The 21,124-nt window shown below is 72.0% G+C and carries 23 protein-coding genes, 2 pseudogenes and 1 riboswitch; of the genes and pseudogenes, 16 read left to right on the top strand and 9 right to left on the bottom strand.

The window, feature by feature from the left end; translation table 11 throughout:
* Nucleotides 1-228 (bottom strand): annotated as a pseudogene (locus EST92_RS12635) (transcriptional regulator); the annotation flags it as partial.
* A gap of 1,189 nt (nt 229-1,417) precedes the next feature.
* Here EST92_RS12635 and EST92_RS12630 point away from each other — a divergent pair.
* The 7 genes from EST92_RS12630 (at nt 1,418) to EST92_RS12600 (ending at nt 6,699) form a co-directional block, all read left to right on the top strand.
* Nucleotides 1,418-2,536: a SchA/CurD-like domain-containing protein gene (locus EST92_RS12630; RefSeq protein ID WP_129281024.1), complete on the top strand. Its 1,119-nt coding sequence runs from the start codon at nt 1,418-1,420 to the stop codon at nt 2,534-2,536.
* A 67-nt stretch (nt 2,537-2,603) separates the two neighbouring features.
* Nucleotides 2,604-3,038: a cupin domain-containing protein gene (locus EST92_RS12625; RefSeq protein WP_006606505.1), complete on the top strand. Its 435-nt coding sequence runs from the start codon at nt 2,604-2,606 to the stop codon at nt 3,036-3,038.
* Nucleotides 3,035-4,300 carry a beta-ketoacyl-[acyl-carrier-protein] synthase family protein gene (locus tag EST92_RS12620; protein ID WP_129281023.1) on the top strand — a complete coding sequence of 422 codons (1,266 nt, stop codon included), beginning with the start codon at nt 3,035-3,037 and terminating at the stop codon, nt 4,298-4,300. The genes EST92_RS12625 and EST92_RS12620 overlap by 4 nt, the downstream gene beginning before the upstream one ends.
* Complete coding sequence (locus tag EST92_RS12615; RefSeq protein WP_129281022.1) at nt 4,300-5,550, top strand: beta-ketoacyl synthase N-terminal-like domain-containing protein; 1,251 nt, start codon at nt 4,300-4,302, stop codon at nt 5,548-5,550. The genes EST92_RS12620 and EST92_RS12615 overlap by 1 nt, the downstream gene beginning before the upstream one ends.
* A 15-nt stretch (nt 5,551-5,565) precedes the next feature.
* Complete coding sequence (locus EST92_RS12610; RefSeq protein ID WP_006606508.1) at nt 5,566-5,835, top strand: acyl carrier protein; 270 nt, start codon at nt 5,566-5,568, stop codon at nt 5,833-5,835.
* Nucleotide 5,836: 1 nt separating this feature from the next.
* Complete coding sequence (locus tag EST92_RS12605; RefSeq protein WP_129247019.1) at nt 5,837-6,310, top strand: SRPBCC family protein; 474 nt, start codon at nt 5,837-5,839, stop codon at nt 6,308-6,310.
* A 56-nt stretch (nt 6,311-6,366) separates the two neighbouring features.
* Nucleotides 6,367-6,699, top strand: a complete 333-nt coding sequence (locus tag EST92_RS12600; RefSeq protein ID WP_093481888.1) for a TcmI family type II polyketide cyclase — start codon at nt 6,367-6,369, stop codon at nt 6,697-6,699.
* Between the two features lie 113 nt (nt 6,700-6,812).
* On the opposite strand, the gene EST92_RS12595 is transcribed toward EST92_RS12600, so the two are convergent.
* From EST92_RS12595 to EST92_RS12585, 3 genes are all read right to left on the bottom strand, one after another.
* A complete protein-coding gene (locus EST92_RS12595; protein WP_129281021.1) occupies nt 6,813-7,841 on the bottom strand; it encodes a methyltransferase in 1,029 nt (342 codons plus the stop codon).
* A gap of 7 nt (nt 7,842-7,848) precedes the next feature.
* Complete coding sequence (locus EST92_RS12590; protein ID WP_129281020.1) at nt 7,849-8,958, bottom strand: right-handed parallel beta-helix repeat-containing protein; 1,110 nt, start codon at nt 8,956-8,958, stop codon at nt 7,849-7,851.
* 574 nt (nt 8,959-9,532) lie between these two features.
* Nucleotides 9,533-9,907, bottom strand: coding sequence for a VOC family protein (locus EST92_RS12585; RefSeq protein WP_129281019.1), 375 nt, complete (start codon nt 9,905-9,907; stop codon nt 9,533-9,535).
* 525 nt (nt 9,908-10,432) lie between these two features.
* Between EST92_RS12585 and EST92_RS12580 the strand changes: the two genes are divergently transcribed.
* Nucleotides 10,433-10,828, top strand: coding sequence for a hypothetical protein (locus tag EST92_RS12580; RefSeq protein ID WP_129281018.1), 396 nt, complete (start codon nt 10,433-10,435; stop codon nt 10,826-10,828).
* On the opposite strand, the gene EST92_RS12575 is transcribed toward EST92_RS12580, so the two are convergent.
* On the bottom strand, nt 10,797-11,540 hold the full coding sequence (locus EST92_RS12575) for a CDP-alcohol phosphatidyltransferase family protein (protein WP_129281028.1): 744 nt from the start codon (nt 11,538-11,540) through the stop codon (nt 10,797-10,799). The two genes, EST92_RS12580 and EST92_RS12575, sit on opposite strands and share 32 nt — an antisense overlap.
* A 166-nt stretch (nt 11,541-11,706) precedes the next feature.
* On the opposite strand from EST92_RS12575, the gene EST92_RS12570 reads away from it, so the two are divergent.
* The 5 genes from EST92_RS12570 (at nt 11,707) to EST92_RS12550 (ending at nt 16,165) form a co-directional block, all read left to right on the top strand.
* Nucleotides 11,707-12,693 (top strand): zinc-binding alcohol dehydrogenase, encoded by a 987-nt coding sequence (locus tag EST92_RS12570; protein WP_129281017.1) that lies wholly within the window; start codon nt 11,707-11,709, stop codon nt 12,691-12,693.
* Nucleotides 12,694-12,781: 88 nt separating this feature from the next.
* The gene (locus tag EST92_RS12565) at nt 12,782-13,180 is read left to right on the top strand and encodes a 6-carboxytetrahydropterin synthase (protein WP_129247030.1); all 399 of its coding nucleotides are present in this window, start codon (nt 12,782-12,784) and stop codon (nt 13,178-13,180) included.
* Nucleotides 13,177-14,298: a glycosyltransferase family 4 protein gene (locus EST92_RS12560; RefSeq protein WP_129281016.1), complete on the top strand. Its 1,122-nt coding sequence runs from the start codon at nt 13,177-13,179 to the stop codon at nt 14,296-14,298. The genes EST92_RS12565 and EST92_RS12560 overlap by 4 nt, the downstream gene beginning before the upstream one ends.
* Nucleotides 14,295-15,158 carry a class I SAM-dependent methyltransferase gene (locus EST92_RS12555; RefSeq protein ID WP_129281015.1) on the top strand — a complete coding sequence of 288 codons (864 nt, stop codon included), beginning with the start codon at nt 14,295-14,297 and terminating at the stop codon, nt 15,156-15,158. The genes EST92_RS12560 and EST92_RS12555 overlap by 4 nt, the downstream gene beginning before the upstream one ends.
* Nucleotides 15,158-16,165 (top strand): lysylphosphatidylglycerol synthase transmembrane domain-containing protein, encoded by a 1,008-nt coding sequence (locus tag EST92_RS12550; RefSeq protein ID WP_174243996.1) that lies wholly within the window; start codon nt 15,158-15,160, stop codon nt 16,163-16,165. The genes EST92_RS12555 and EST92_RS12550 overlap by 1 nt, the downstream gene beginning before the upstream one ends.
* A 102-nt stretch (nt 16,166-16,267) precedes the next feature.
* On the opposite strand, the pseudogene EST92_RS12545 reads toward EST92_RS12550, so the two are convergent.
* Both EST92_RS12545 and EST92_RS12540 read right to left on the bottom strand, forming a co-directional pair.
* Nucleotides 16,268-16,906 (bottom strand): annotated as a pseudogene (locus EST92_RS12545) (RibD family protein); the annotation flags it as partial.
* Nucleotides 16,899-17,654 carry a creatininase family protein gene (locus tag EST92_RS12540; RefSeq protein ID WP_129281013.1) on the bottom strand — a complete coding sequence of 252 codons (756 nt, stop codon included), beginning with the start codon at nt 17,652-17,654 and terminating at the stop codon, nt 16,899-16,901. The pseudogene EST92_RS12545 and the gene EST92_RS12540, both read right to left, overlap by 8 nt.
* A gap of 115 nt (nt 17,655-17,769) precedes the next feature.
* Between EST92_RS12540 and ribA the strand changes: the two genes are divergently transcribed.
* Entirely contained in the window at nt 17,770-18,450 is a 681-nt protein-coding gene (ribA, locus tag EST92_RS12535) for a GTP cyclohydrolase II (RefSeq protein WP_129281027.1), read from the top strand.
* Nucleotides 18,451-18,557: 107 nt separating this feature from the next.
* Here ribA and EST92_RS12530 read toward each other — a convergent pair whose 3' ends face one another.
* Both EST92_RS12530 and EST92_RS12525 read right to left on the bottom strand, forming a co-directional pair.
* The gene (locus EST92_RS12530; RefSeq protein ID WP_129281012.1) at nt 18,558-19,310 is read right to left on the bottom strand and encodes a CbtA family protein; all 753 of its coding nucleotides are present in this window, start codon (nt 19,308-19,310) and stop codon (nt 18,558-18,560) included.
* 15 nt (nt 19,311-19,325) lie between these two features.
* Nucleotides 19,326-19,544, bottom strand: coding sequence for a CbtB-domain containing protein (locus tag EST92_RS12525; protein WP_129247042.1), 219 nt, complete (start codon nt 19,542-19,544; stop codon nt 19,326-19,328).
* A gap of 63 nt (nt 19,545-19,607) precedes the next feature.
* A riboswitch (cobalamin riboswitch) is annotated at nt 19,608-19,693 on the bottom strand.
* Between the two features lie 160 nt (nt 19,694-19,853).
* Here EST92_RS12525 and EST92_RS12520 point away from each other — a divergent pair.
* Nucleotides 19,854-20,426: a histidine phosphatase family protein gene (locus EST92_RS12520; RefSeq protein WP_129281011.1), complete on the top strand. Its 573-nt coding sequence runs from the start codon at nt 19,854-19,856 to the stop codon at nt 20,424-20,426.
* A 137-nt stretch (nt 20,427-20,563) separates the two neighbouring features.
* Nucleotides 20,564-21,004: an SPW repeat protein gene (locus EST92_RS12515; RefSeq protein WP_129281010.1), complete on the top strand. Its 441-nt coding sequence runs from the start codon at nt 20,564-20,566 to the stop codon at nt 21,002-21,004.
* Nucleotides 21,005-21,124: the final 120 nt, after the last annotated feature.

Raw genomic sequence — 21,124 nt, 5'->3', positions numbered from 1 at the left:
GGCCGGCAGACCGAGGCGTCCGGTGGCCGCAGCGGTCAGCACGATCAGCGGGTCGGCGTCCTTGCCGGACCGGTGCAGGCGCGGTGCACCGAGCTTCGCCTCGGACAGCGTCCATTCGACCAGCGCCGGGAGGGACTTCGCCGGGCAGTCGAGGACCAGACCACCGACGCAGTACAGCGAACCGTCCTCGTCCAGCACGCCCAGCGGCCCGTGGGCGAAGCGCGGGTCGGTGTCGGTCGGAGTGTCGGCGGGCTTCTTCGTCGGAGCGTTTTTCGGTGCGACGTTTTTCGGCGGGGTGTTTCTCGGTGGGGTGTTTCTTGGTGAGTCGTTCTTCCGCGGGGCGTTGCTCCACGGGGTGTTCTTCGCGGCCGGTCGCCGTGACGGGGGTGGCTGCGGCTCGGTGGGGACGGCCGGGTGGGGAGCAGCGGCGGCGGCCGGCGGGGGAGGGAGATGCGCTGGAAGGGGTGCGAGGCGGGCTTCTCGGCGTCCATGTCCGGACTCAACCGGAATTCGGCCCCCGAGTTGCGGGACGCGGCCGGGACGGCTCTCAGATGCCCCTGCGGTGGTGACGGGCAGAAGATACGTTCGCGCCCGGGCGGACGGTCCGTCGGCCGCTTCTTGCTCAGCAGCCTCGGGTGCCACGGGTCCGGCCCCTGTGTTCCGCGCCGGTGGGGGCGCCTCGTATCGGCCCGGGGCGACGGAGCGGAGGACCCGGTGGGCCGGGTACCGCTCCGCGCCCGCCCGGCCGCATGCCACGAAGGCTCGCCGGTGACCTCAACTCCCGTTTTCAGCATGGAAGTTGCGCGACGGAAGTGGCGGGTGCCGCGCTTGCCGGGGGAGTCCGCCGGGTCCGGGTGCCGTGCGGCGCGCCGGACCCGGTCCCGCCGTCCACAGGCGGCCGCCGCCCGCGCGTGAACGGGCCCGCCGGCCCCCGTGGTTGGCGGCCCCGGGCGACGCAGCCCCGCGGACCCGGTGTTCGGTACCGGCCTGCCCGAACGGTCCCCCGTGTGGACGTCGTTCCCTGTCACCCGCGTGGGCGGGACGTGTCCGGGCGTCCCTGCCCGCGGCTGACGGGCGCCCGGACGCCCCGGGAACGGCGAGGCGACGCGCCTACCAGGGGCGCGGCCACGACGGGTGCCGGGCTCCGGGCCCGGCGGTGGGGTTCCGCGCGTGCTCCAGCGGCACGGACGGGTACGGCAGATGGAGCACGGATGCTCGGCACCGGCTCTGTTCGATCAACGTTCACCTGCATGGCTCACAGATCTCGCGCCGCCCGTGGGTCCCGGCCACGATCGAATCCGGGACGCCCCCCAGGACACCGGGCAGGCCGCCCCACCATTCGGCTCAGTGACCGGATCGCACCGGAACTGACGACGCACCACTGGGGCCATCGGGCCCCGAAGGAGATGCGTAGACGATGACAACGCTGTCGGAACGAATATCCCAGTCAGCCTTCGACGGCTCGCGGCTTCGGGTCGTGCTGCTTCTGGATCTCCACGACGGAGCCCAGCAGCGCTTCATGGAAGCCTATGAGCACCTGCGCAATCAGGTCGCGTCCGTCCCCGGGCACATCAACGACCAACTGTGCCAGTCCATCGAGAACCCCTCGCAGTGGCTCATCACCAGTGAGTGGGAGAGCGCACCGCCCTTCCTCGCCTGGGTCAACAGCGAGGAACACGTCAAGATGGTCCAGCCGCTGCACAGCTGTGTGCGCGACACCCGGTCGCTGCGCTTCAGCGTCCTGCGCGAGACCTCGAACATCGCCAGCCTCGCCCCCGAGCCCCCCAAGGGCCGGCTGCAGGCCAACCCCCGAGTCGGCGACGGCATCGTCCGGCACGCACTGACCTTCACCGTGAAGCCGGGCAGCGAATCGATGGTCGCGGAGATCCTCGCCGGCTACGCCTCTCCGGAGGCCCGGGTCGACGACACCACGCGGCTGCGCCGCACCTCCCTGTTCATGCACGGCAACCGCGTCGTGCGCACCGTGGAGGTACAGGGCGACCTGGTCGCGGCGCTGCGTCACATCTCCCAGCAGCCCGAGATCCGGGCCGTCGAGGAGGCCGTGAACCCGTATCTGGAGCAGGACCGCGACCTCAGCGACCCGAACTCCGCCCGGGTGTTCTTCACCCGCGCCGCGCTGCCCGCGGTGCACCACGTCTCGGCGAGCGGGCAGCAGCCCGACGGCATCCGCCGGCACGCGCTGTATTACCCCGCCAAGGAAGGGTGCGGGATGGCCCTGGCCAGGATGCTGGCCCACCAGGACGAGCTGGCCGCGGACGACCCGCAGTGCCCCATCACCGGCAGCACCGTCTTCCAGCGCGACGACGTGGTGGTCCGGCTCATCGACCTGCGGATCCCCCTCGACAGCGATCCCATGCTGGCGCTGGGTGTACGCGGTCCCCGCAAGACGGCGGTGCTGCGGCGCCTCCTCGACACCGATGAGGCCGGCGGTCTGTCGAACGACCGCGAGGTGGCGCACTTCCTGGAGCGCTCCGACATGGCCCTCATCACCGACCGCTGGGCGCCGGACGCCTGAGCGCACCCGCCCGCAGCAGGTTCCGTCCCCCTCAACCGCCGGCCCCACGCCCCTGGAGGAATCAGCCATGACCACGCACCGCCCACGCATCGTGGACCTCAGCGAGACCCAGCCCAACCGCCGGCGCGGAGGTGACCTGCGCGCCATGCTGACACCTACCGCGGTGGGCGCCACGAGCGGCTTCATGGGCATGGCACTCGTCCAGCCCGGCGAGCGCATCGGCGAGCACTACCACCCGTATTCCGAGGAGTTCGTGTACGTCGTCCAGGGCGCGCTCGAAGTGGACCTCGACGGGGAGGCGCACCCGCTGCGCCCGGACCAAGGGCTGCTGATTCCCCCTTATATGCGGCACCGCTTCCGCAATGTGGGGGACGTGGAGGCCCGGATGGTCTTCCACCTCGGTCCGCTGGCCCCGCGCCCCGAGCTCGGCCACGTCGACACCGAGGGCACGGAGGAGAGCACCCCCGCCGCACCGCCCGAACGCACGGAGCCGGTGTCATGACCCGCCGCGTGGCGGTCACCGGCGTCGGTATCGTCGCGCCCGGCGGTGTGGGGGTGCCCGCCTTCTGGGACCTGCTGTCCGCCGGACGCACGGCGACCCGTGGCATCACCCTCTTCGACCCGGAGGGGTTCCGCTCACGCATCGCCGCCGAGTGCGACTTCGATCCCGCGGCCCACGGTCTGAGCAGCGAGCAGGTGGCCCGCTCGGACCGGTACGTCCAGTTCGCCATGGTCGCCGCGCGCGAGGCGCTGCGCGACGCCGGACTGGACGCCGGGGCGGAGGATCCCTGGCGCATCGGGGTGTCCCTGGGCACCGCCGTCGGCGGCACCACGCGGCTGGAACACGACTACGTCGCCGTCAGCGGCCACGGGCAGCGGTGGGATGTCGACCACCGTCCGGCCGGCCGGTACCTGGAGCGGGCGTTCTCCCCGAGTTCGCTGGCCTCCGCGGTGGCCGAGCAGGTCGGTGCGCACGGGCCGGTGCAGACCGTCTCCACGGGCTGCACCTCCGGCCTCGACGCCATCGGCTACGCCTTCCACTCCATCGAGGAGGGCAAGGCCGATGTGTGCATCGCCGGTGCCTCGGACTCACCGATCTCCCCGATCACGGTCGCCTGCTTCGACGCCATCAAGGCGACCTCCCCCAACAACGACGACCCCGCCCATGCCTCACGGCCGTTCGACGCCCATCGCGACGGGTTCGTGATGGGGGAGGGCGGCGCCGTCCTCGTGCTGGAAGAGCTGGAACACGCCCGTGCCCGCGGCGCGCGTATCCACTGCGAGATCCGTGGCTATGCCACCTTCGGCAACGCCTACCACATGACCGGCCTGACCCAGGAAGGCCTGGAGATGGCCGAGGCGATCAACCGGGCCCTGGCCCACGCCAGGCTCGACGCCACACAGGTGGACTACGTCAACGCCCACGGCTCGGGCACCCAGCAGAACGACCGGCACGAAACGGCCGCGGTCAAGCGGTCCCTGGGCGAACACGCCCGCAGAATCCCGATGAGTTCCATCAAATCCATGGTCGGCCACTCACTGGGGGCCATCGGCGCGATCGAGATCGTGGCCTGTGTGCTGGCACTCACGCACCAGGTGGTGCCGCCGACGGCCAACTACGAGACTCCGGACCCGGAGTGCGACCTCGACTACGTGCCCAAGACGGCACGGGAGCTGCCGCTGCGTTCGGTGCTCTCGGTCGGCAGCGGGTTCGGTGGTTTCCAGTCAGCGGTGGTACTGACCCGACAGGGTGGGAGGGCATGATGAGCTCCCCGAAGGAACGTCGCTCCGTCGTCACCGGCATCGGCGTCATCGCCCCCAACGGGGTGAGCACCGAGACCTTCTGGAAGGCGACCGTCGAGGGCATCAGCGTCCTCGACCACGTCACCCGCGACGGGTGTGAACATCTGCCGCTCAAGGTCGCGGGCGAGGTCCGCGGCTTCGATCCGGGGGATCTGATCGAGGAGCGCTACCTCGTCCAGACCGACCGGTTCACGCACTTCGCCATGGCGGCGGCCAACCTCGCGCTGGACGACGCCCGGATGGGCCGCGCCGATTACACGGACTCGCCGTTCGCGGTGGGAGTCGTCACGGCCGCCGGATCGGGCGGTGGTGAGTTCGGCCAGCGGGAGCTGCAACGGCTCTGGGGCCAGGGCTCCCGTTACGTCGGCCCGTACCAGTCCATCGCCTGGTTCTACGCGGCGAGCACCGGCCAGATCTCCATCCGTGGCGGCTTCAAGGGGCCGTGCGGAGTGGTGGCCAGCGACGAGGCCGGCGGCCTGGACGCGCTGGCGCATGCCGCCCGCACCATACGGCGCGGCACCGATGCCGTCGTCGTGGGCGCCGCGGAGGCACCGCTGGCCCCCTACTCGGTCGTCTGCCAGCTCGGTTACGACGATCTGAGCCGGCTCGACGATCCGGCCCGCGCCTACCGCCCGTTCACCAGCGGTGCGTGCGGATTCGTGCCCGCCGAGGGCGGCGCGATGCTGATCGTCGAGGAGGAGGCGGCCGCCGTCGACCGCGGGGCGACCGTCCGTGCGGTGCTGGCCGGGCATGCCGCGACCTTCACCGGGGCCTCCCTGTGGGAGGAGTCCCGGGAGGGGCTGGCGCATGCGATCCGCGGCGCACTCCAGGACGCACGGTGCGCCCCGGAGGAGATAGACGTGGTGTTCGCCGACGCGCTCGGTGTCCCTGCGGCCGACCGGGCCGAGGCGCTGGCGCTCGCGGACGCCCTGGGCCGGCACGCCGCGCAGGTCCCGGTGACGGCACCCAAGACCGGTACCGGCCGGGCGTACTGCGGTGCCCCCGTTCTGGACGCCGCGGCCGCGGTGCTCGCCATGGAGCACGGCGTCGTGCCGCCCACCCCCAACGTCGTCGACGTCTGCCATGACCTCGACGTGGTGACCGGCCGGGCCCGCCCCGGCGAGTTGCGGACGGCGTTGGTGCTGAGCCGGGGACTGATGGGCTCGAACGCGGCAATGGTGCTGCGGCAGGGCTCCGGGTCCCCCTCGTGAGAAGGAGAACCCCGCATGAACGCTCAACTGACGCTCAATGAGCTGGCCGCGCTGATGAAGTCCGCGGCCGGCCTCACCGTCGATCCGAAGGAGCTGGCGAACCGGCCCGACGCGACCTTCGCCGAGTTCGGCCTCGACTCGCTCGGCCTCCTCGGCATCGTGGGCGAGCTGGAGAACCGGCAGGGCCGGCCGATGCCGACCGACGCCGAGCGCTGCAAGACGCCGCGCGACTTCCTCGACCTCGTCAACACCGCACCCGAATCCGTTCCTACGACAGGAGCCTGACATGTCCGGCCACACCGAGAACGACATCACCATCGCGGCGCCCCTCGACCTCGTCTGGGACATCACCAACGACATCGAGAACTGGCCGCAGCTGTTCAGCGAGTACGCCTCCGTCGAGGTGCTGTCCAGGGAGGGCGACAAGACCACCTTCCGGCTGACGATGCACCCGGACGACAACGGCACCGTCTGGAGCTGGGTCTCCGAGCGGACCGTCGACCGCCAGGGCCGCACGGTGCGCGCCCGCCGCGTGGAGACCGGTCCCTTCGCGCACATGGACATCCACTGGAAGTACGCCGAGATCCCGGGCGGCACCTCGATGCACTGGACCCAGGACTTCGCGATGAAGCCCGACGCGCCGATCGACGACAAGGGCATGACCGAGCTCATCAACCGCAACTCCCGGATCCAGATGGAACTCATCCGGGACAAGATCGAACAGCGGGACCGCGAGCGTCGCTCCGCCACCGTCAGCTGACGGCCCGCCAGGCCGCGTCCGGACCGCCACCCGGCGGCAATGAAGGGACCCCCCTGATGCATCACGCTCTGATCGTCGCCCGCATGGCACCCGGCTCCGCCCCGGACATCGCCGAGGTCTTCCGGGCCTCCGACCGTACGGAGCTGCCCCACCTGGTCGGGGTCAAGCGGCGGACGCTCTTCCAGTTCGGTGACGTGTATCTGCACCTCATCGAATCCGACCGGCCGCCCGGCCCGGAGATCGCCAAGGTGGCGGAGCACCCCGAGTTCCGCAACGTCAGCGAGCGGCTCTCCGCGTTCGTCAGCGCCTACGACCCGGAGACCTGGCGCAGCCCCAAGGATGCGCAGGCCCAGCAGTTCTACAGCTGGCAGTGCGAGGGCAGCGGCTGACGCGTACCCGGAGCCGGGGCGGGCCCCCGGCTTCCGCGCCGGCCCGGGCAGGGGCGAGGTCGCCTGGCGAGGAGCAGTCTCCTCGCCGGGCGACCTGCCGTGTATGCCCGGGTTCATTCGGGGACGGTGCACTCGAAGGCGTGCAGATACGGGTTGACGACCCGGAGCTCGCCGACCTTGAGCCCGGCGTCCGTCATCCGGCTCACCAGGCTGGACCTGGTGTGCTTGGCGCCGCCGACGTTGAGGAGCAGCAGCAGGTCCATCGCCGTGGTGAACTTCATCGAGGGGCTGTCGTCGACGAGGTTCTCGATGATCACGACGCGGGCGCCGGGACGGGCGGCCCCGACGACGTTGTGCAGCGTGCGGCGGGTGCTCTCGTCGTCCCACTCCAGGATGTTCTTGATGATGTAGACATCGGCCTGGACGGGGATCTCCTTCCGGCAGTCACCGGGCACGATCCGTACCCGTGAGGCGAGCGGGCCGCCGTCCCGCAGCCGCGGGTCCGGGTTCGCCACGACCGTGGGCAGGTCGAGCAAGGTGCCCTGCATCGCGGGGTACTTCTCCAGCAGGCTGGCCAGGACGTGCCCCTGACCACCGCCGATGTCCGCCACCGACGACGCGCCGGCCAGATCGAGCAGCTGGGCGATGTCCTGCGCCGACTGCTTGCTGGAGGTCGTCATCGCCCGGTCGAAGACCTCGGCGGACTCCGGTGCGTCCTGGTGCAGGTACTCGAAGAACCCCTTGCCGTAGAGGCCGTCGAAGACGTTGCGGCCGGAGCGCACCGCCTCGTCGAGCCGCGGCCAGGCGTCCCAGGTCCACGGCTCGGTGCACCACAGGGAGATGTAGCGCAGGCTGTGGGGGTTGTCCTCGCGCAGCAGCCGGGACATGTCCGTGTGGACGTACTTCCCGTCGTCGGTCTCCGCGAAGATTCCGTAGCAGGACAGGGTGCGCAGCAGCCGCTCCAGCGGCCGCGGCTCGGCCCGTACCGCGGTGGCCAGCTCCTCGGCGGTGGTGGGCCGGTCGCCGAGCGCGTCGGCGACCCCGAGGCGCGCCGCCGCCCGTACGGCCGCCGCACACGCGGCGCCGAAGATCAGCTCACGCAGCTGCATGGCCGGCTGGGGGGTGGGACTTACGGTGGTCATTCCGCCTCTATTCTCCCGTTGACGACGGGTGCATCCTGTGCTCCCGGTGCGGCCGTGGGCACAGTCCGGCCGGCTGCGAGGTCCGGCACACATTCCTGATGAACCGGTTGTGCCGGCCGGCGCGGTCCCGGTTGGCCAGGTCCACGGGCTTGTTGCGCAGCACGATGTTGTCGCTGATGACATTGCGCTCGTTGAGCGACTTCACGAAGCTGGGGAAGAGCACGACCCCGCCGGAGAACGGGGAGGCGCCGCGGTTCTCGCGGATCAGGTTGTGCCGCACCAGCGCCTGCTCGGTGCCGGTGAGCAGGACGCCGACCCCCTGGATGAACGGCAGGCGGCCATTGGCGGGGCAGTGCTTGTTGTTCTTGACGATGGTGTTGTCCCGTACGGTCAGCGCGCCCGCCCGGGGACGGGACTCGTCGCCGACGATGAAGATGCCGCCGCAGTTCCCGGCGATGCTGTTGTGGGCGGCCGTCAGATTCCGGACACGCTGGAGGGTGATGCCGATCCGGTTGTGGGACAGCCGGTTCCCGGTGATCGTGGCGCCCCGGTTGTCGGTGGCACCGCCCTCTTCGCCCACGACGTTCGCGAGGTAGATGCCGGAGTCGCCGTTGCCGGTGACGGTGTTGTCCCGGATCGCGGCGCGGGTGGACCTCTCCTGCGCGATGCCCCACACGCCGTTGCGCCGCGCGGTCACCCGGTGCACGGTCAGCCGGTCGGTGCGGGAGGCCCAGATGCCGGTCTTCCGGAAGCCCTGGACGGTCAGCCCGTGCAGCGTGACGCCGTGCAGCCTCCTGCCCCGCTCACCGATGATGCAGATGCCGTTGCCCTCGCGCCCACAGGCGTTCTGGGCCCGCTTGCCGGACGGACCGATCACCGTACGGCGGCCCGCGCCGATCAGGCGCAGCCGCGGCTTGGTGATCAGCACGCTTCCCCGGTAATGACCGGGACGGATGAAAAGGGTGTCGCCCGGCCGCGCCCTGTTCACCGCCCGCTGGATCGATTCGCCGGGGTGGACGACGTGGTATCCGGCCGGTTCGCTCGGTGCGGCCGCGCCCAGTCCGCCGACCAGCATCGCGGCGACGCAGCTCAGGTATTTCATCTGTCGTAGCGCCATGAGGCGAAGCTATGGGCGATCATGCCCGCTCGCCACATGTGGTGAGCCGTTGATGACGGTGGGTACGGCCGCCGGTGTGCGACACGCCGTCAGGTCCGGTGCCCAGGCAGGCACCGGACCGCCCATCAGGGCCGGTCAGCGGGGTCCCGCGGGCTCTCGTCGCCGGTGTGGAACGCCTCGCCGCACGGCACGGAACCGGCGGACCGGGAATCAGCTGACCGGGTATCGGACCGGCCATCGGACGGAGCGTCGGGACGGGCATCGGGGGCGTCGGGGCGGGCGTCGGGGCCGGTGTCCGACGGGGCATCAGCCGGCCCGTCCGGCCACACCTCGGTCAGGAAAGCCGCGAGGCTGGTCGGCAGAAACCACGGTCGGGCGCGGAAAACGGTCACGGAGGAACAACGCGCCAGGCCCGGCCGACGACACCGGCCCGGGGGCAGCGGGCCCGCTTGATCACCCCAACGGCCGCGGGGGAGGCGGTCGCCCCGGCCGGGGTCGCCCCGGCCGTCCGAGGGTGCCGGGCCGCTGCCGCCCGGCCCCCGCAGCGCCGCTGTCTCGCACGGCCGACGCAGGCTCAGCCCGCCCGCTCCACCGCGCTGCGCTCCACGCAGAACTCATTGCCCTCGATGTCGGCCAGGATCGCCCACCCGGTCCCGTCGGCCCGGCGGTGGTCGGCCACCAGGGTCGCGCCGAGCGCCAGCAGCCGCTCGACCTCCTCGTCCCGGCTCCGGTCCTGCGGCTGCAGATCCAGATGCACCCGGTTCTTCACCGTCTTGGTCTCGGGCACCGTGAGGAACAGCAGCGCACCGCCGGCGGTCGTGACCGTGGCCTCCGGATCGCCCGGCCGGTCGTCCTCGGCGAGCGTTCCACCCAGCACCTGTGCCCAGAAGCCGGCCAGACGGTAGGCGTCGGTACAGTCGATCGTGGTGTGCCGTATCCATGAAGTCATGGACGCCACTCTGTGGTTGAAGGACGGAGCTGTCCATCGGAAATCATCCGGCACACCACGCCGTGGGCGCGGTTCCGGCGTCCGCCTTCCGCAATTACCATGAGGGAAAATGCCGTTGAGCCGGACCGTGGCCGGCGGGCGACCGGGCGGGGACGCACCCGGGCGCCGGGACCGTCCCGGGCAGGGCCCACCCCTGCAAGTCGCCCGGCCCCGTCGTCTACAGTTGCAGAATTCCGCAATTCAACAGATGACGCGACGGCCGGTCGGCCTGAACGCGGAGGACATGCGTGGGCGGTTTCGCCGAATCGGTAAGGGAACGAGTGCGCGTGACGCGGTCCGCTCCTCGTCCCGGGGACGGGGCGCAGCGGTGAACGGTGCCTGGGTTCCGCCGGGTCGGGCCGAGGCCGGCGCACTGTCCGCGGCCGAAGCCGTGGGGGCGGCCTCGTGATCCGCCCGCTCCGTTCCCCGCTCGGTGACCGGACCGGAACCCTCCGCTCGTCCTGCGACGGAAAAGGGTGAGCGCTGATGTCCGGCGCAGCAAGGCGTAAGGGGCCACCGCCGTGGCGGGCGGTCCGCTCCCGTACCTGCATACCCACGCCCTCCGGGCACGGCACCGTACGCCCCTGCCGGGGGCGGCCGACCGGAGGGGGACCGCTGCGCACGGCCCCCGGCCGCGGCCGTGCCTGCCCGGAGAGCACCGCACCTCGCACCACCTCGCCGCGCTGCGGCATCCCGCACTCCCGTACGGCCGCGGTCCGGCCCGGAACCCAGCTGGCGCGGCTGCCCGGCGCGGTGCTGCTCACCCACCGGGCCCCCCGGCACAGCCTCTGGCGACGGGTCCTGCTCCACATCGTCGTCACCCAGCTCCTGCTGCTCTTCCTGGCGATGGTCATCTATCTGGGGCGGCACGCCGGGACGTGACGGACCACGCGGGCACGTGCCGCGCACGGACCGTCGGCACCCGCGCCGCGTCCGCCCGCTCCCGGACCCGCCACAGCCACGCGACATCACGCCCGAACGACCACACCAGGAGCGCCAGCGCCACCGCGACCGCCGCGGCCGCCGATGCCCTCGGCAGGATCCCGGCACCGGCCACCACCAGCACGACGCCCTGCAGCGCCGCCACGGTCTTACGGGCCATGCTGTGCGGCAGTGCCCCGCGCAGCCACGGCAGCGCCCAGGAGGCCGCGACGAAGGCGTACCGCATGAGGCCGATGGCCAGGACCCAGGCGCCCAGCGGCAGCGCGAGGTGGATGCAGAGCACCAGGATCAGGAAGGCGTCGACCTCCATGTCGAACCGCGCTCCGAGCGGGGTCGCCGTCCCGGTGTACCGCGCCACCTTTCCGTCCACGCCGTCCAGGACCAGCGCCACGGCGGCGAACGCGATCAGCACCGCGACCGGTACGTGCCGGCCGAAGGAGTCCGCGACCATCGCCGTCACCCCGCCGACCAGGATGGTGCGGGCCAGCGTGACGCGGTTGGCCGGTCCGAACGTCAGGGTCCATGACCGGCGCACCGCGACGGTGAGGACGGCCCAGGTGGCCACCGCGAAGACCAGGCCCGTCAGCCAGCCCACCACGCTCAGGCCGACCGCGCGGCACAGCACCTCCAGCAGCAACAGCTGCACGCCCATTCCTGCCGTAATGTCCGGTCCGAACGGCCTTGTGTCGTAGCGCTCTTGTACGGCCACCATGCCTCCCGTGACGTGTGGCGGAGTCGAAGGGTGTTGCGTATCGTGACGGCGTCCCCATGATCCCCAGCATTGTTGAACCATCCGCGTAGCGTCCAGGAGGATCCCTATGCCGCGCGTCGCTTGTGCCTTTTGGCTAAGCGTTTCAGGGCAGGGCGAAATCCGGACGGTGCCGGTCCCGGAGCCCCGTGACGACGAAGTCCTGGTGCGCACGCTCTGCTCCGGTGTGAGCCGTGGCACAGAGACCCTGGTCTTCCGCGGGGGTGTCCCCGAGAGCCAGCACGCCGTGATGCGGGCGCCGTTCCAGGAAGGCGACTTCCCCGCACCGGTCAAGTACGGCTATCTCAACGTCGGAGTCGTCGAGCAGGGGCCGTCCGCCCTGCTGGGCCGCACGGTCTTCTGCCTCTATCCGCACCAGACGCACTACGTCGTCCCGGCGAGTGCGGTGACCCCGGTACCGGACTCCGTCCCCGCCTCGCGCGCTGTGCTGGCGGGCACGGTCGAGACCGCGGTGAACGCCCTGTGGGACGCCGCGCCGCTGGTCGGCGACCGGATCGCGGTGGTCGGTGCGGGCATGGTCGGCTGCAGTGTGGCCGCGGTCCTCGCCCGCTTTCCCGGTGTCAGGCTACAGCTGGTCGACGCCGACCCCGCACGGGCCGCCACCGCCGAGGCGCTGGGGGTGGACTTCGCGCTGCCGCAGGACGCGAGGGGCGACTGTGACCTGGTCGTCCACGCCAGCGCCACCGAGCGGGGGCTGGCCCGCTCGCTCGAACTCCTCGCCCAGGAAGGCACCGTCATCGAGCTGAGCTGGTACGGCGACCGGCAGGTCAGCCTGCCGCTGGGGGAGGCCTTCCACTCCCGCCGGCTGGTCGTGCGCAGCAGTCAGGTGGGTGCCGTCTCCCCGGCCCGGCGCGCCCGTCGTACCTTCGCCGACCGGCTGGCGCTCGCCCTCGACCTGCTCGCCGACCCCGCCTTCGATGCGCTGGTCACCGGCGAATCCGCCTTCGAGGACCTGCCGCGGGTGATGCCCCGGCTCGCCTCCGGCGACCTCCCCGCGCTGTGCCACCGCATCCGGTACACCCCGGCGGACGGCTAGGCGGGGTCCGCAACGGCCCCGTGGACCGCCTGAATTCGCCCTCTCGCGACACCGTCACTGAGACCGACATCACACCGGAGGAACGGCCTTGTTCAGCATCACCGTCCGCGATCACCTCATGATCGCCCACAGCTTCCGTGGCGAGGTCTTCGGCCCCGCACAGCGTCTGCACGGCGCGACCTTCCTCGTGGACGCCACCTTCCGCCGGCCGGAGCTCGACGACGACAACATCGTCGTCGACATCGGCCTTGCCACCCGGGAACTCGGTGCCGTGGTCGGGGAACTGAACTACCGCAACCTCGACGAGGAGCCCGCCTTCACCGGCATCAACACCTCGACGGAGGCCCTGGCCAAGGTGATTGCCGACCGGCTCGCCGACCGCATCCAGGCGGGCAACCTCGGCGAGGGCGCCCGCGAGCTGACCGGCATATCGGTCACCCTGCATGAATCCCACATCGCCTGGGCGACCTACGAGCGCACTCTGTGACCCGCACCGGCGCCACGGCGACGGCGGAGCGCGTGGTGCATGTGGTCCTGCCCGGCGACGTCGACGATCCGGCGGCGCCCAGCGGCGGCAACACCTACGACCGCCGGGTGTGCCGCGATCTCCCCGCGGCGGGCTGGCGGGTGCGCCCGTATGCCGCGCACGGAAGCTGGCCGCGGCCGGACGCCGCCGCCCGCGTGGGGCTGGCGCAGCATCTCGCGCGGCTACCGGACGACGCCGTGGTCCTGCTCGACGGGCTGGTCGCCTGCGGTGTCCCGGAAGTGCTCCGCCCCGAGGCGGACCGGCTGCGGCTCGCCGTCCTCGTCCATCTGCCGCTGGGTGACGAGACCGGGCTCGATGCCGCCGTGGCCGCGGAGCTGGACGCCCGCGAACGCCGCACGCTGCACGCCGCCGAGGCCGTGGTGGCCACCAGCGACTGGGCCGCCCGCCGGCTCGTCACGCACCACGGACTGGCGGCCGCGCGCGTCCATGTCGCCAGGCCGGGAGCCGACCCGGCACCCCCCGCGCCCGGCACCGACGGTGCCTCCGGACTGCTGTGTGTCGCGTCGGTCACCCCGCGCAAGGGCCAGCACCTCCTGGTGGAGGCGCTGACGGAGGTCGCCGATCTGCCCTGGAGCTGCACCTTCGTCGGCGGGCTCGGCCGCGACACCGGCTACGCCGACCAACTGCGCGACCGGGTGACGGAGTTGGGCCTCGACGACCGGATCACCTTCACCGGGCCGCAGGCCGGCGCCGCGCTGGACGCGCGCTATGCCGCCGCCGATCTGCTGCTGCTCGCCTCGTCCGCCGAGACCTACGGCATGGTCGTCACCGAGGCGCTGGGGCGCGGGATTCCGGTCCTGGCCACGGACGTGGACGGGGTACCGGAGGCGGTCGGCCGGGCTCCGGACGGCAGGGTTCCCGGACTTCTGGTACCGCCCGGACGGCCGGCGGCGCTCGCCGGGGCGCTCCGTGACTGGCTCGGCGATCCGCAACTCCGCGGCCGGCTGAGGGAAGCGGCACGCGGCCGGCGTGCCATGCTGGAGGGGTGGGAGATGACGTCGCACAGTCTGGCCGGGACGCTCGATCGGCTTCGGCACGAGCCCCGGAGCACCCGATGAATGCCACCGACCGGCCCCGATTCGCCCCTGACTGGCTGGAGTTGCGCGAACGGGCCGATGCCGCAGCGCGCGCTCCGGAACTGCTGCGTCCGCTGCGCGAACGGCTCTTTGCGCAGCCGGCTCCGGACGGCAGCCGGGGGCTGGTGATCCGTGACCTCGGCTGTGGCACCGGCTCGATGGGGCGCTGGCTCGCCGTCCGGCTGCCCGGGCCGCAGCACTGGGTCCTGCACGACCACGACCCCTTGCTGCTCGCGCACGCCGGGGCGCGGATGCCGATAACCGCCGCCGACGGCACGCCCGTTGAGGCCACGACCACGCGCGGCGATCTGGCCGACCTCAGCGCCGCCGACCTCGCCGGCACCTCGCTGGTGACCGCCTCCGCGCTGCTCGACCTGCTCACCCGCGAGGAGGTGGAGGACCTCGCCGAGGCCTGTGTCGGCGCGGGCTGCCCGGCGCTGCTGGCGCTCTCCGTCGCCGGGCGGGTCGAACTGACCCCGCCCGATCCCCTCGATACCGAGATCGCCGAGGCCTTCAACGACCATCAGCGCCGTACGGACCAGGGCCGCGCGCTGCTCGGTCCGGATGCGATCGCGGCGGCGGTCGCGGCGTTCGAGCGGCGCGGTGCGACGGTCCTGGTGCGGTCCAGCCCCTGGCGGCTCGGCTGCGTCGAATCGGCGCTGATCGCCGAATGGCTGCGTGGCTGGGTCGGGGCCGCGCACGCCCAGCGCCCGGAGCTGGCGCCCGATGCCGTGGCCTATCTGCGCCGCCGGCTGGAGGAGTGCGCGGCGGGGGAGTTGAACGTCGAGGTGTACCACACCGATCTGCTGGCGCTGCCCCGGCCCGTCTCCGGGAGCGCGTGATGGACCGGTCCCGCTGGGCGGCGTGGCTCAGGATGCTCGCGGGACTGGCCATCCTGGTGGCGCTGGTGTGGCATCTGGGATCCGACGCCTTCGTGTCGGGCCTGCGCCGGATCGACGCCGCCACGCTGCTGGCCGGGCTCGCGATCGGCCTGCTGACCACGGTGTGCAGCGCCTGGCGCTGGTCGCTGGTGGCCCGCGGTCTCGGACTGCGACTGCCGCTGGGCCGGGCCGTCGCGGACTACTACCGGGCGCTGTTCCTCAACGCGGCCCTGCCCGGCGGCGTGCTGGGCGATGTGCACCGCGCGGTACGCCACGGTCGCACCTCCGGTGACCTGGGCCGCGGCGTCCGTGCGGTGGTCCTGGAACGCACCGCGGGCCAACTCGTCCTGCTCGTCGCGGGGGCGGCGGTGCTGCTCGTACGGCCCTCCCCGGTCCTGGCGCCGGTCGGCCGCATCCTCACCTCGCCCGCCGTCGCGCTGTCCGTGGCCGCGGTGGCCGTGCTGCTGACGGCGGCCGCGCTTGGGCTGCGGGCCCGGCGGGGTGCCTCGCGGGCCGAACGCGCCGTCCGCGGCATGCTGGCCGAGGTACGGCAGGGCCTGCTCGGGCGTGGGGTGTGGCCCGGTGTCGCGCTCTCGTCCGTGGCGGTCCTGACGGGGTATCTCGGGATGTTCGTGCTGGCCGCCCGGGTGGCCGGAGCCACCGCGCCGATCGCCGAACTCGTGCCGCTGGTGGTGCTGGCGCTGCTGGCGATGGCGCTGCCGCTGAACGTCGGCGGCTGGGGCCCACGCGAAGGCGTCGCCGCGTGGGCCTTCGCCGCCGCCGGCCTAGGCGCGGCGCAGGGGCTCACCACCGCCGTGATCTACGGCGTGCTGGCTTTCGTGGCGAGCCTGCCCGGCGCCGCGGTCCTGCTCGTGCGCCGCTCCGTCACCCGGCGTGGCGAGCGGCCGCAGGTCGAGCTCGAAGAGCGTGTCCTCGCCGAGCAGGGCGCGCCGCAGCGGCGGGCGTAGCGCCTCCCGCATCACCGGCGTTCCGGGAAACCGCAGCCCGGGGACGCCGTCGCCGAGCAGCACCGGCGCGACCGTGACGTACAGCCGGTGCAGCGCCCGGTCCTGCAGGAACCGCGACACGGTGACCCCGCCGCCCTCGATCAGCACCCGGCCCAGCCCGCGTGCCGCCAGCGCGGTCAGCAGACGCCCCGGGGAGGCGGCCGCCGCGTCCGGCAGCACCAGCACATCGACCCCGTCGGGCCGGGGGACGGGGGTGACGTCCGGCCCCACCACCCAGAGCGTCGGTGCGGCCCCATCGGTGAACACCCCGCTGTGCAGCGGCACCCGTCCCCGCGGATCGAGCACCACCCGCACCGGATTGTTGCCCGCACAGGCGCGCACGGTCAGCCGCGGATCGTCCGCCACCGCGGTGCCCGCGCCGACGAGCACCGCGTCGGCGAGCGCCCGCAGACGGTGCAGATGGCAGCGGTCCTCCGGGCCGGTGACGAAGTCGGCATCGCCCGTACGCGTCGCGATGAAGCCGTCCAGGCTCTGCCCGAGCTGGGCGAACGCGACCCGGGGGCCGGCCAGGCACAGCGGCAGATAGCGGGCGGTGAGCTCCACCGCCTCGGGGGTGGCGGGCTCTCCCCACCGCAGCCCGCCGTCGCCGTCGGACACCAGCCCGGCGGCGTGCGCCCCGGTGGTCGTACGGATGTCCCGCAGCCGGTCCCAGGCGGCCGCCGCGTCGAGTTCCTCAGTCATGGGCCGGTTCCCCCGCGCCGAAGAGTGCGGCATATTCGCCGAATGTCTCGGTCAGGCCGGCCAGCAATTCCCGGCCCTTCCGGGCGGACGCGAGTGACGGCCGTCCGATGACTCCGGATTCGGTATAGGCCGACATGCCCAGCGTCAGGAGGTGCTTCCGGTCATCGGCGACACAATCCGCCGATTCATAGCCTTCCTTGACCAATTCGGGATGGGCATGCAGCAGAATGGACGTCTCGGCCTCTCCGGCATGCATATCGGTGTGCCCGGACGTCTGCACCCCGGCGCGGGCGCGTGCCCGGTCCCAGTCGGCCGATCCGGGGAACAGCGCCATCCGCACACCGCGCCCGGCGGATTCCTGAACGACATTGCGCAGTACGTAATTTCCGCCGTGCCCGTTGACGAGAATGAGGGTGCCGATACCGGACCGGCTCAGCGAATCGGCGATGTCCGTGACGACCGCATGCAGGGTGCGCGCCGAAATGCTGACGGTCCCGGGCCAGGCGGCGTGTTCGTGGGAACAGGACACGGTCAGCGGCGGCAGCAGCTGGACCCGATGGGCGGCCGCGAGCTCCCTGGCGATGGTGCAGGCAATCACCGTGTCGGTGGCCAACGGCAGGAAGGCGCCGTGCTGTTCGAAGCTACCGATGGGCAGAACGGCCATCGTCGGCTGCCGTGCCCGGATGTCCTCGGTGGTGTCGGCCGGCCACGGGCCGGGGGGCGAAGTCGGGTGTCCCGAAGCGGTCATGGTGTGCTGCGGCCTTTCGTCGCTGACTCACCGAGTCATGGTCTTCGCAGCATACTTGTTGTGTTCTGAGTGAGTCCTGACGATCATTTCCTCACGCGGGTACGATCACGCCATGATGGACCCCGACGACGATGCCGTGCGCAACCTCCGTGTCGCTTTCGACGATGCTCTTGGCCAAAAACCAGGTGTGGAACGGGTGGTGGAGGTCCGGCTGCCCACCGCATACGGCGAATTTCTCGCCGTCGGTTATCTCGACCACCGCAGCGGCATCGAGCAAGTGGCGCTGGTCCACGGTGATGTGGCCGGCGAGCTGACGCTGGCCCGGATGCATTCGGAATGCCTGACCGGCGATGCCTTTGCGTCCACCCACTGCGAATGCGGCGACCAATTGTCCGCGGCGCTGCGCGCGATCGTGGCGGAAGGACGCGGCATTCTGGTCTATCTCCAGGGCCACGAGGGCCGCGGTATCGGCCTGCTGGCCAAGCTCCAGGCGATGAAGCTGCAGGAGGGCGGGCTGGACACGGTGGAGGCGAACATCGCGCTCGGGCTGCCCGTCGACGCCCGCGACTACGGCGCCGCGGCCGAGATACTGCAGGACCTGGGCGTGCGGTCGGTGCGGCTGATGTCGAACAATCCGCGCAAGCGCGAGGCGCTGGTGCGGCACGGCGTCGCCGTCGCCGAACAGGTCCCGCTGCTGATGCCGCCCCGTGCGGAGAACATCCGCTACCTCCGCGCCAAACGGGAGCGCCTCGACCACGACCTGCCGCATCTGGACGGCGTCACCGGGCTGTCCTGACGCGGCCGGCCGGTCCGCGCGGGTGGTCACGCAGGCCACGAGGGAGGGTCCCCGACCGTGTGGTCGCGGGCCCTCCCCCGGGTGATCCGGGCAATGGGACCGCCGGATCAGGAGGCGGCGACTGTCGCCCTCTCGGCCGCGGCGGCTTCCTGCCGGGCCGGCAGGACACGCTCCGCGAGATGACCGAAGACCAGCCCGAAGGCCGTCCACAGCACCAGTTGGATGGCGATCGCCGACAGCCGGAACTGCCAGAGGAGGGTGGCGGAGAAGTCGGCGGGCACCTCGTTGACGGCCGGCAGGAACGCGTACGCGAGGCCGACGGCCACCACGAACGCGGCGGCTGCCGCGACCGTGGCGTTCCAGTTGCCCAGCTTCGGAGCCAGCCGCCGCCCGAGGATCGTGGCGGCGACGGCCAGCAGGACGCCGAGCAGCATCATCAGGAAATACAGCGTGGTGCGGGTGCCGATGGTGTCGGGGTCACCGACGGACGGCGGGTTGGCCGGGTACTTCAGGAACGGTACGAGGTAGACGGCCAGCAGCGCCGCTCCGGAGAGCAGCACGGCCGTGGCCCGGGCACCGAAGCGGCCGATCCGCCCCAGCGCGAAGCAGAAGGCCAGTGCGGCGATCCCGCCCAGCGCCACGCCGTAGACCAGCACGCCGGTCGCCAGCCCCGCAGTGGACTGCAGACCGCGGCTGACGACCTCCATCTCGTGTTCGTGGCTGTGTGCTTCCTCGAACGCGATGGCGGCGTCCACCTGCGGTTCGCCCAGCAGAAAGGCGACGCCGAGGGCCACGACACCGGCTGCCAGCCCGGCGAGCATCCCGCGCACCAGAAGAGCTCTGATGGTGACGGAGTTCATGGGTGCGGCGTCCGATCAGTGGCAGGGGAATCCGAGGAGGTGGCGCCCGTCGTGGACCCACTCGTGGACGTCGGTACCGGAGAGCAGCGAGGTCGCGCCCTGCTCCGCGCCGATGAAGTACAGCAGCACGAGCATCAGGACGCCGAAGAACAGCGCCCAGGGGGCAAGGGCCTTGAGGGGGAGCGGGGCGGGGGTGACGGCGCCGGTGGCCGGGGGTGCGATGGTCTGAGCCATGGCAGAACCTCCTGTGCGGGGAACTCGCGTCCCTTGTCGGTGGAGTGCGCGACAACATGCCGGGTCTGGCTCGCCCGGTTCCGGCCCTGCTGGGCTGGTGAAGACCGGACATACAGTGGCGCGACCGCGCCGGGATCCCACCGGCTTCCGTCATGTCGTCGTCAATATCATCGGGAAGGTACCGCGGACCGTCCCCCGGGCCAAGGCCCCCGAGGGGGCGGAGAGGCGCAGGGCAGGGCGCGCCGGACGGCCAACTCCCTTGCGGCGTCGAGAGGTTGCCGTCGCGGGCGGCAAGCGAAAGAAGAGAGCATGACAACTCGGGTGATGTTGGTCTCAGCGGCCGCGGGTCAGGCCCAGCGCGAGGTGCGCTTCGACGACGACGGCCCGCTGAGCGAGGCCGGGCGGCGCCGGGCCCGGGCCGCCGCCGGAGCGCTGCCGCCCGTCGAGCGGAGCATGGTCTCGCCCTCGGTCCGGTGCCGGCAGACCGCCGAGGAGCTCGGACTGGCGGTCCGGTCCGCGCCGGAGCTGGCGGGCTGCGCGATGGGCGCCTGGCGCGGCCGGACCCTGGCCGAGGTCGCCGACGGCGATCCGGCCGCGGTGTCCGCCTGGCTCTCGGACCCGGCCTTCGCGGCGCACGGCGGGGAGTCGCTGCGGCAGCTGTGCGCGCGGATCGCGGGCTGGCTGGCGCGCACGGCCTCGGACGGGGGCCGGGTGCTGGCCGTCGTCGAGCCGGACGTCGTCCGTGCCGCGGCGGTGTGTGCCCTCCGGGTGCCCGAGGAGGCCTTCTGGCGGCTGGACGTTCCGCCGCTGACCGTGACCGAGCTGAGCGGCCGCGGCGGCCGCTGGAATCTGAGCCTGGGGAGGGCGCTCGACCGCAGGTGAGGGCGGTGCGGCGGCATTGGTTCACAATTCATCTGTCCTCTCATCTACACATAAAGGCGACATAAGCGCAGAATAAAAAGTGCGTGGTCCTACGCCACGCGGAAACGGCCAGCTTGCGAACGAAGGAGGCGAGTCGCATGGCCGACGTCTCACACCACAGGGGAGATCTCGCCGGTCACCCCGATGCATCGGAGATGCAGGCCCGGTACGACCGGGTACTCGGCGGGCGGGACGTGGTACTCGTCGACGGACCGGTGTTCCTGGTCGGCCTGTACTGCGCGGTCTCGCCGTGGATCCTCCACTTCACGGCCGCACAGCCGGCACTCGTGACGCACAACCTCATCCTCGGTATCGCGATCGCCCTGCTGGCGGTCGGGTTCACCGTGACACCGGAGCGGATGTACGGCCTGAGCGGCGCGATGTGCGCGATCGGTGTGTGGATGATCATCTCGCCCTGGGTCGTCGGCAGCGCTCCGGACGCCGGCGTCATCTGGAACAACGTCGTCATCGGCGCCCTGACGTTCCTGTTGGGCGCGATGTGCGTCGCCGCGGCGTCGAAGAGTCGCCGCGCCACCTGAGGCGCGCTCCCCGCGGGAGCGTGCGACGAGCCGCCGACCGTACGCCCCTCGGGGCGAGCCGGCCGGCGGCTCTGCGCGCGGGCGCGCCGGGCCCCGAGAAGCCGGCCGCCGCGGGTCGTC

Origin of the sequence: Streptomyces sp. TM32, assembly GCF_004122755.1 — a bacterium.
GTDB lineage: Bacteria > Actinomycetota > Actinomycetes > Streptomycetales > Streptomycetaceae > Streptomyces > Streptomyces sioyaensis.
Note: the sequence above shows the minus strand (reverse complement) of the source record. Positions and strands in the feature narration are given on the sequence as shown.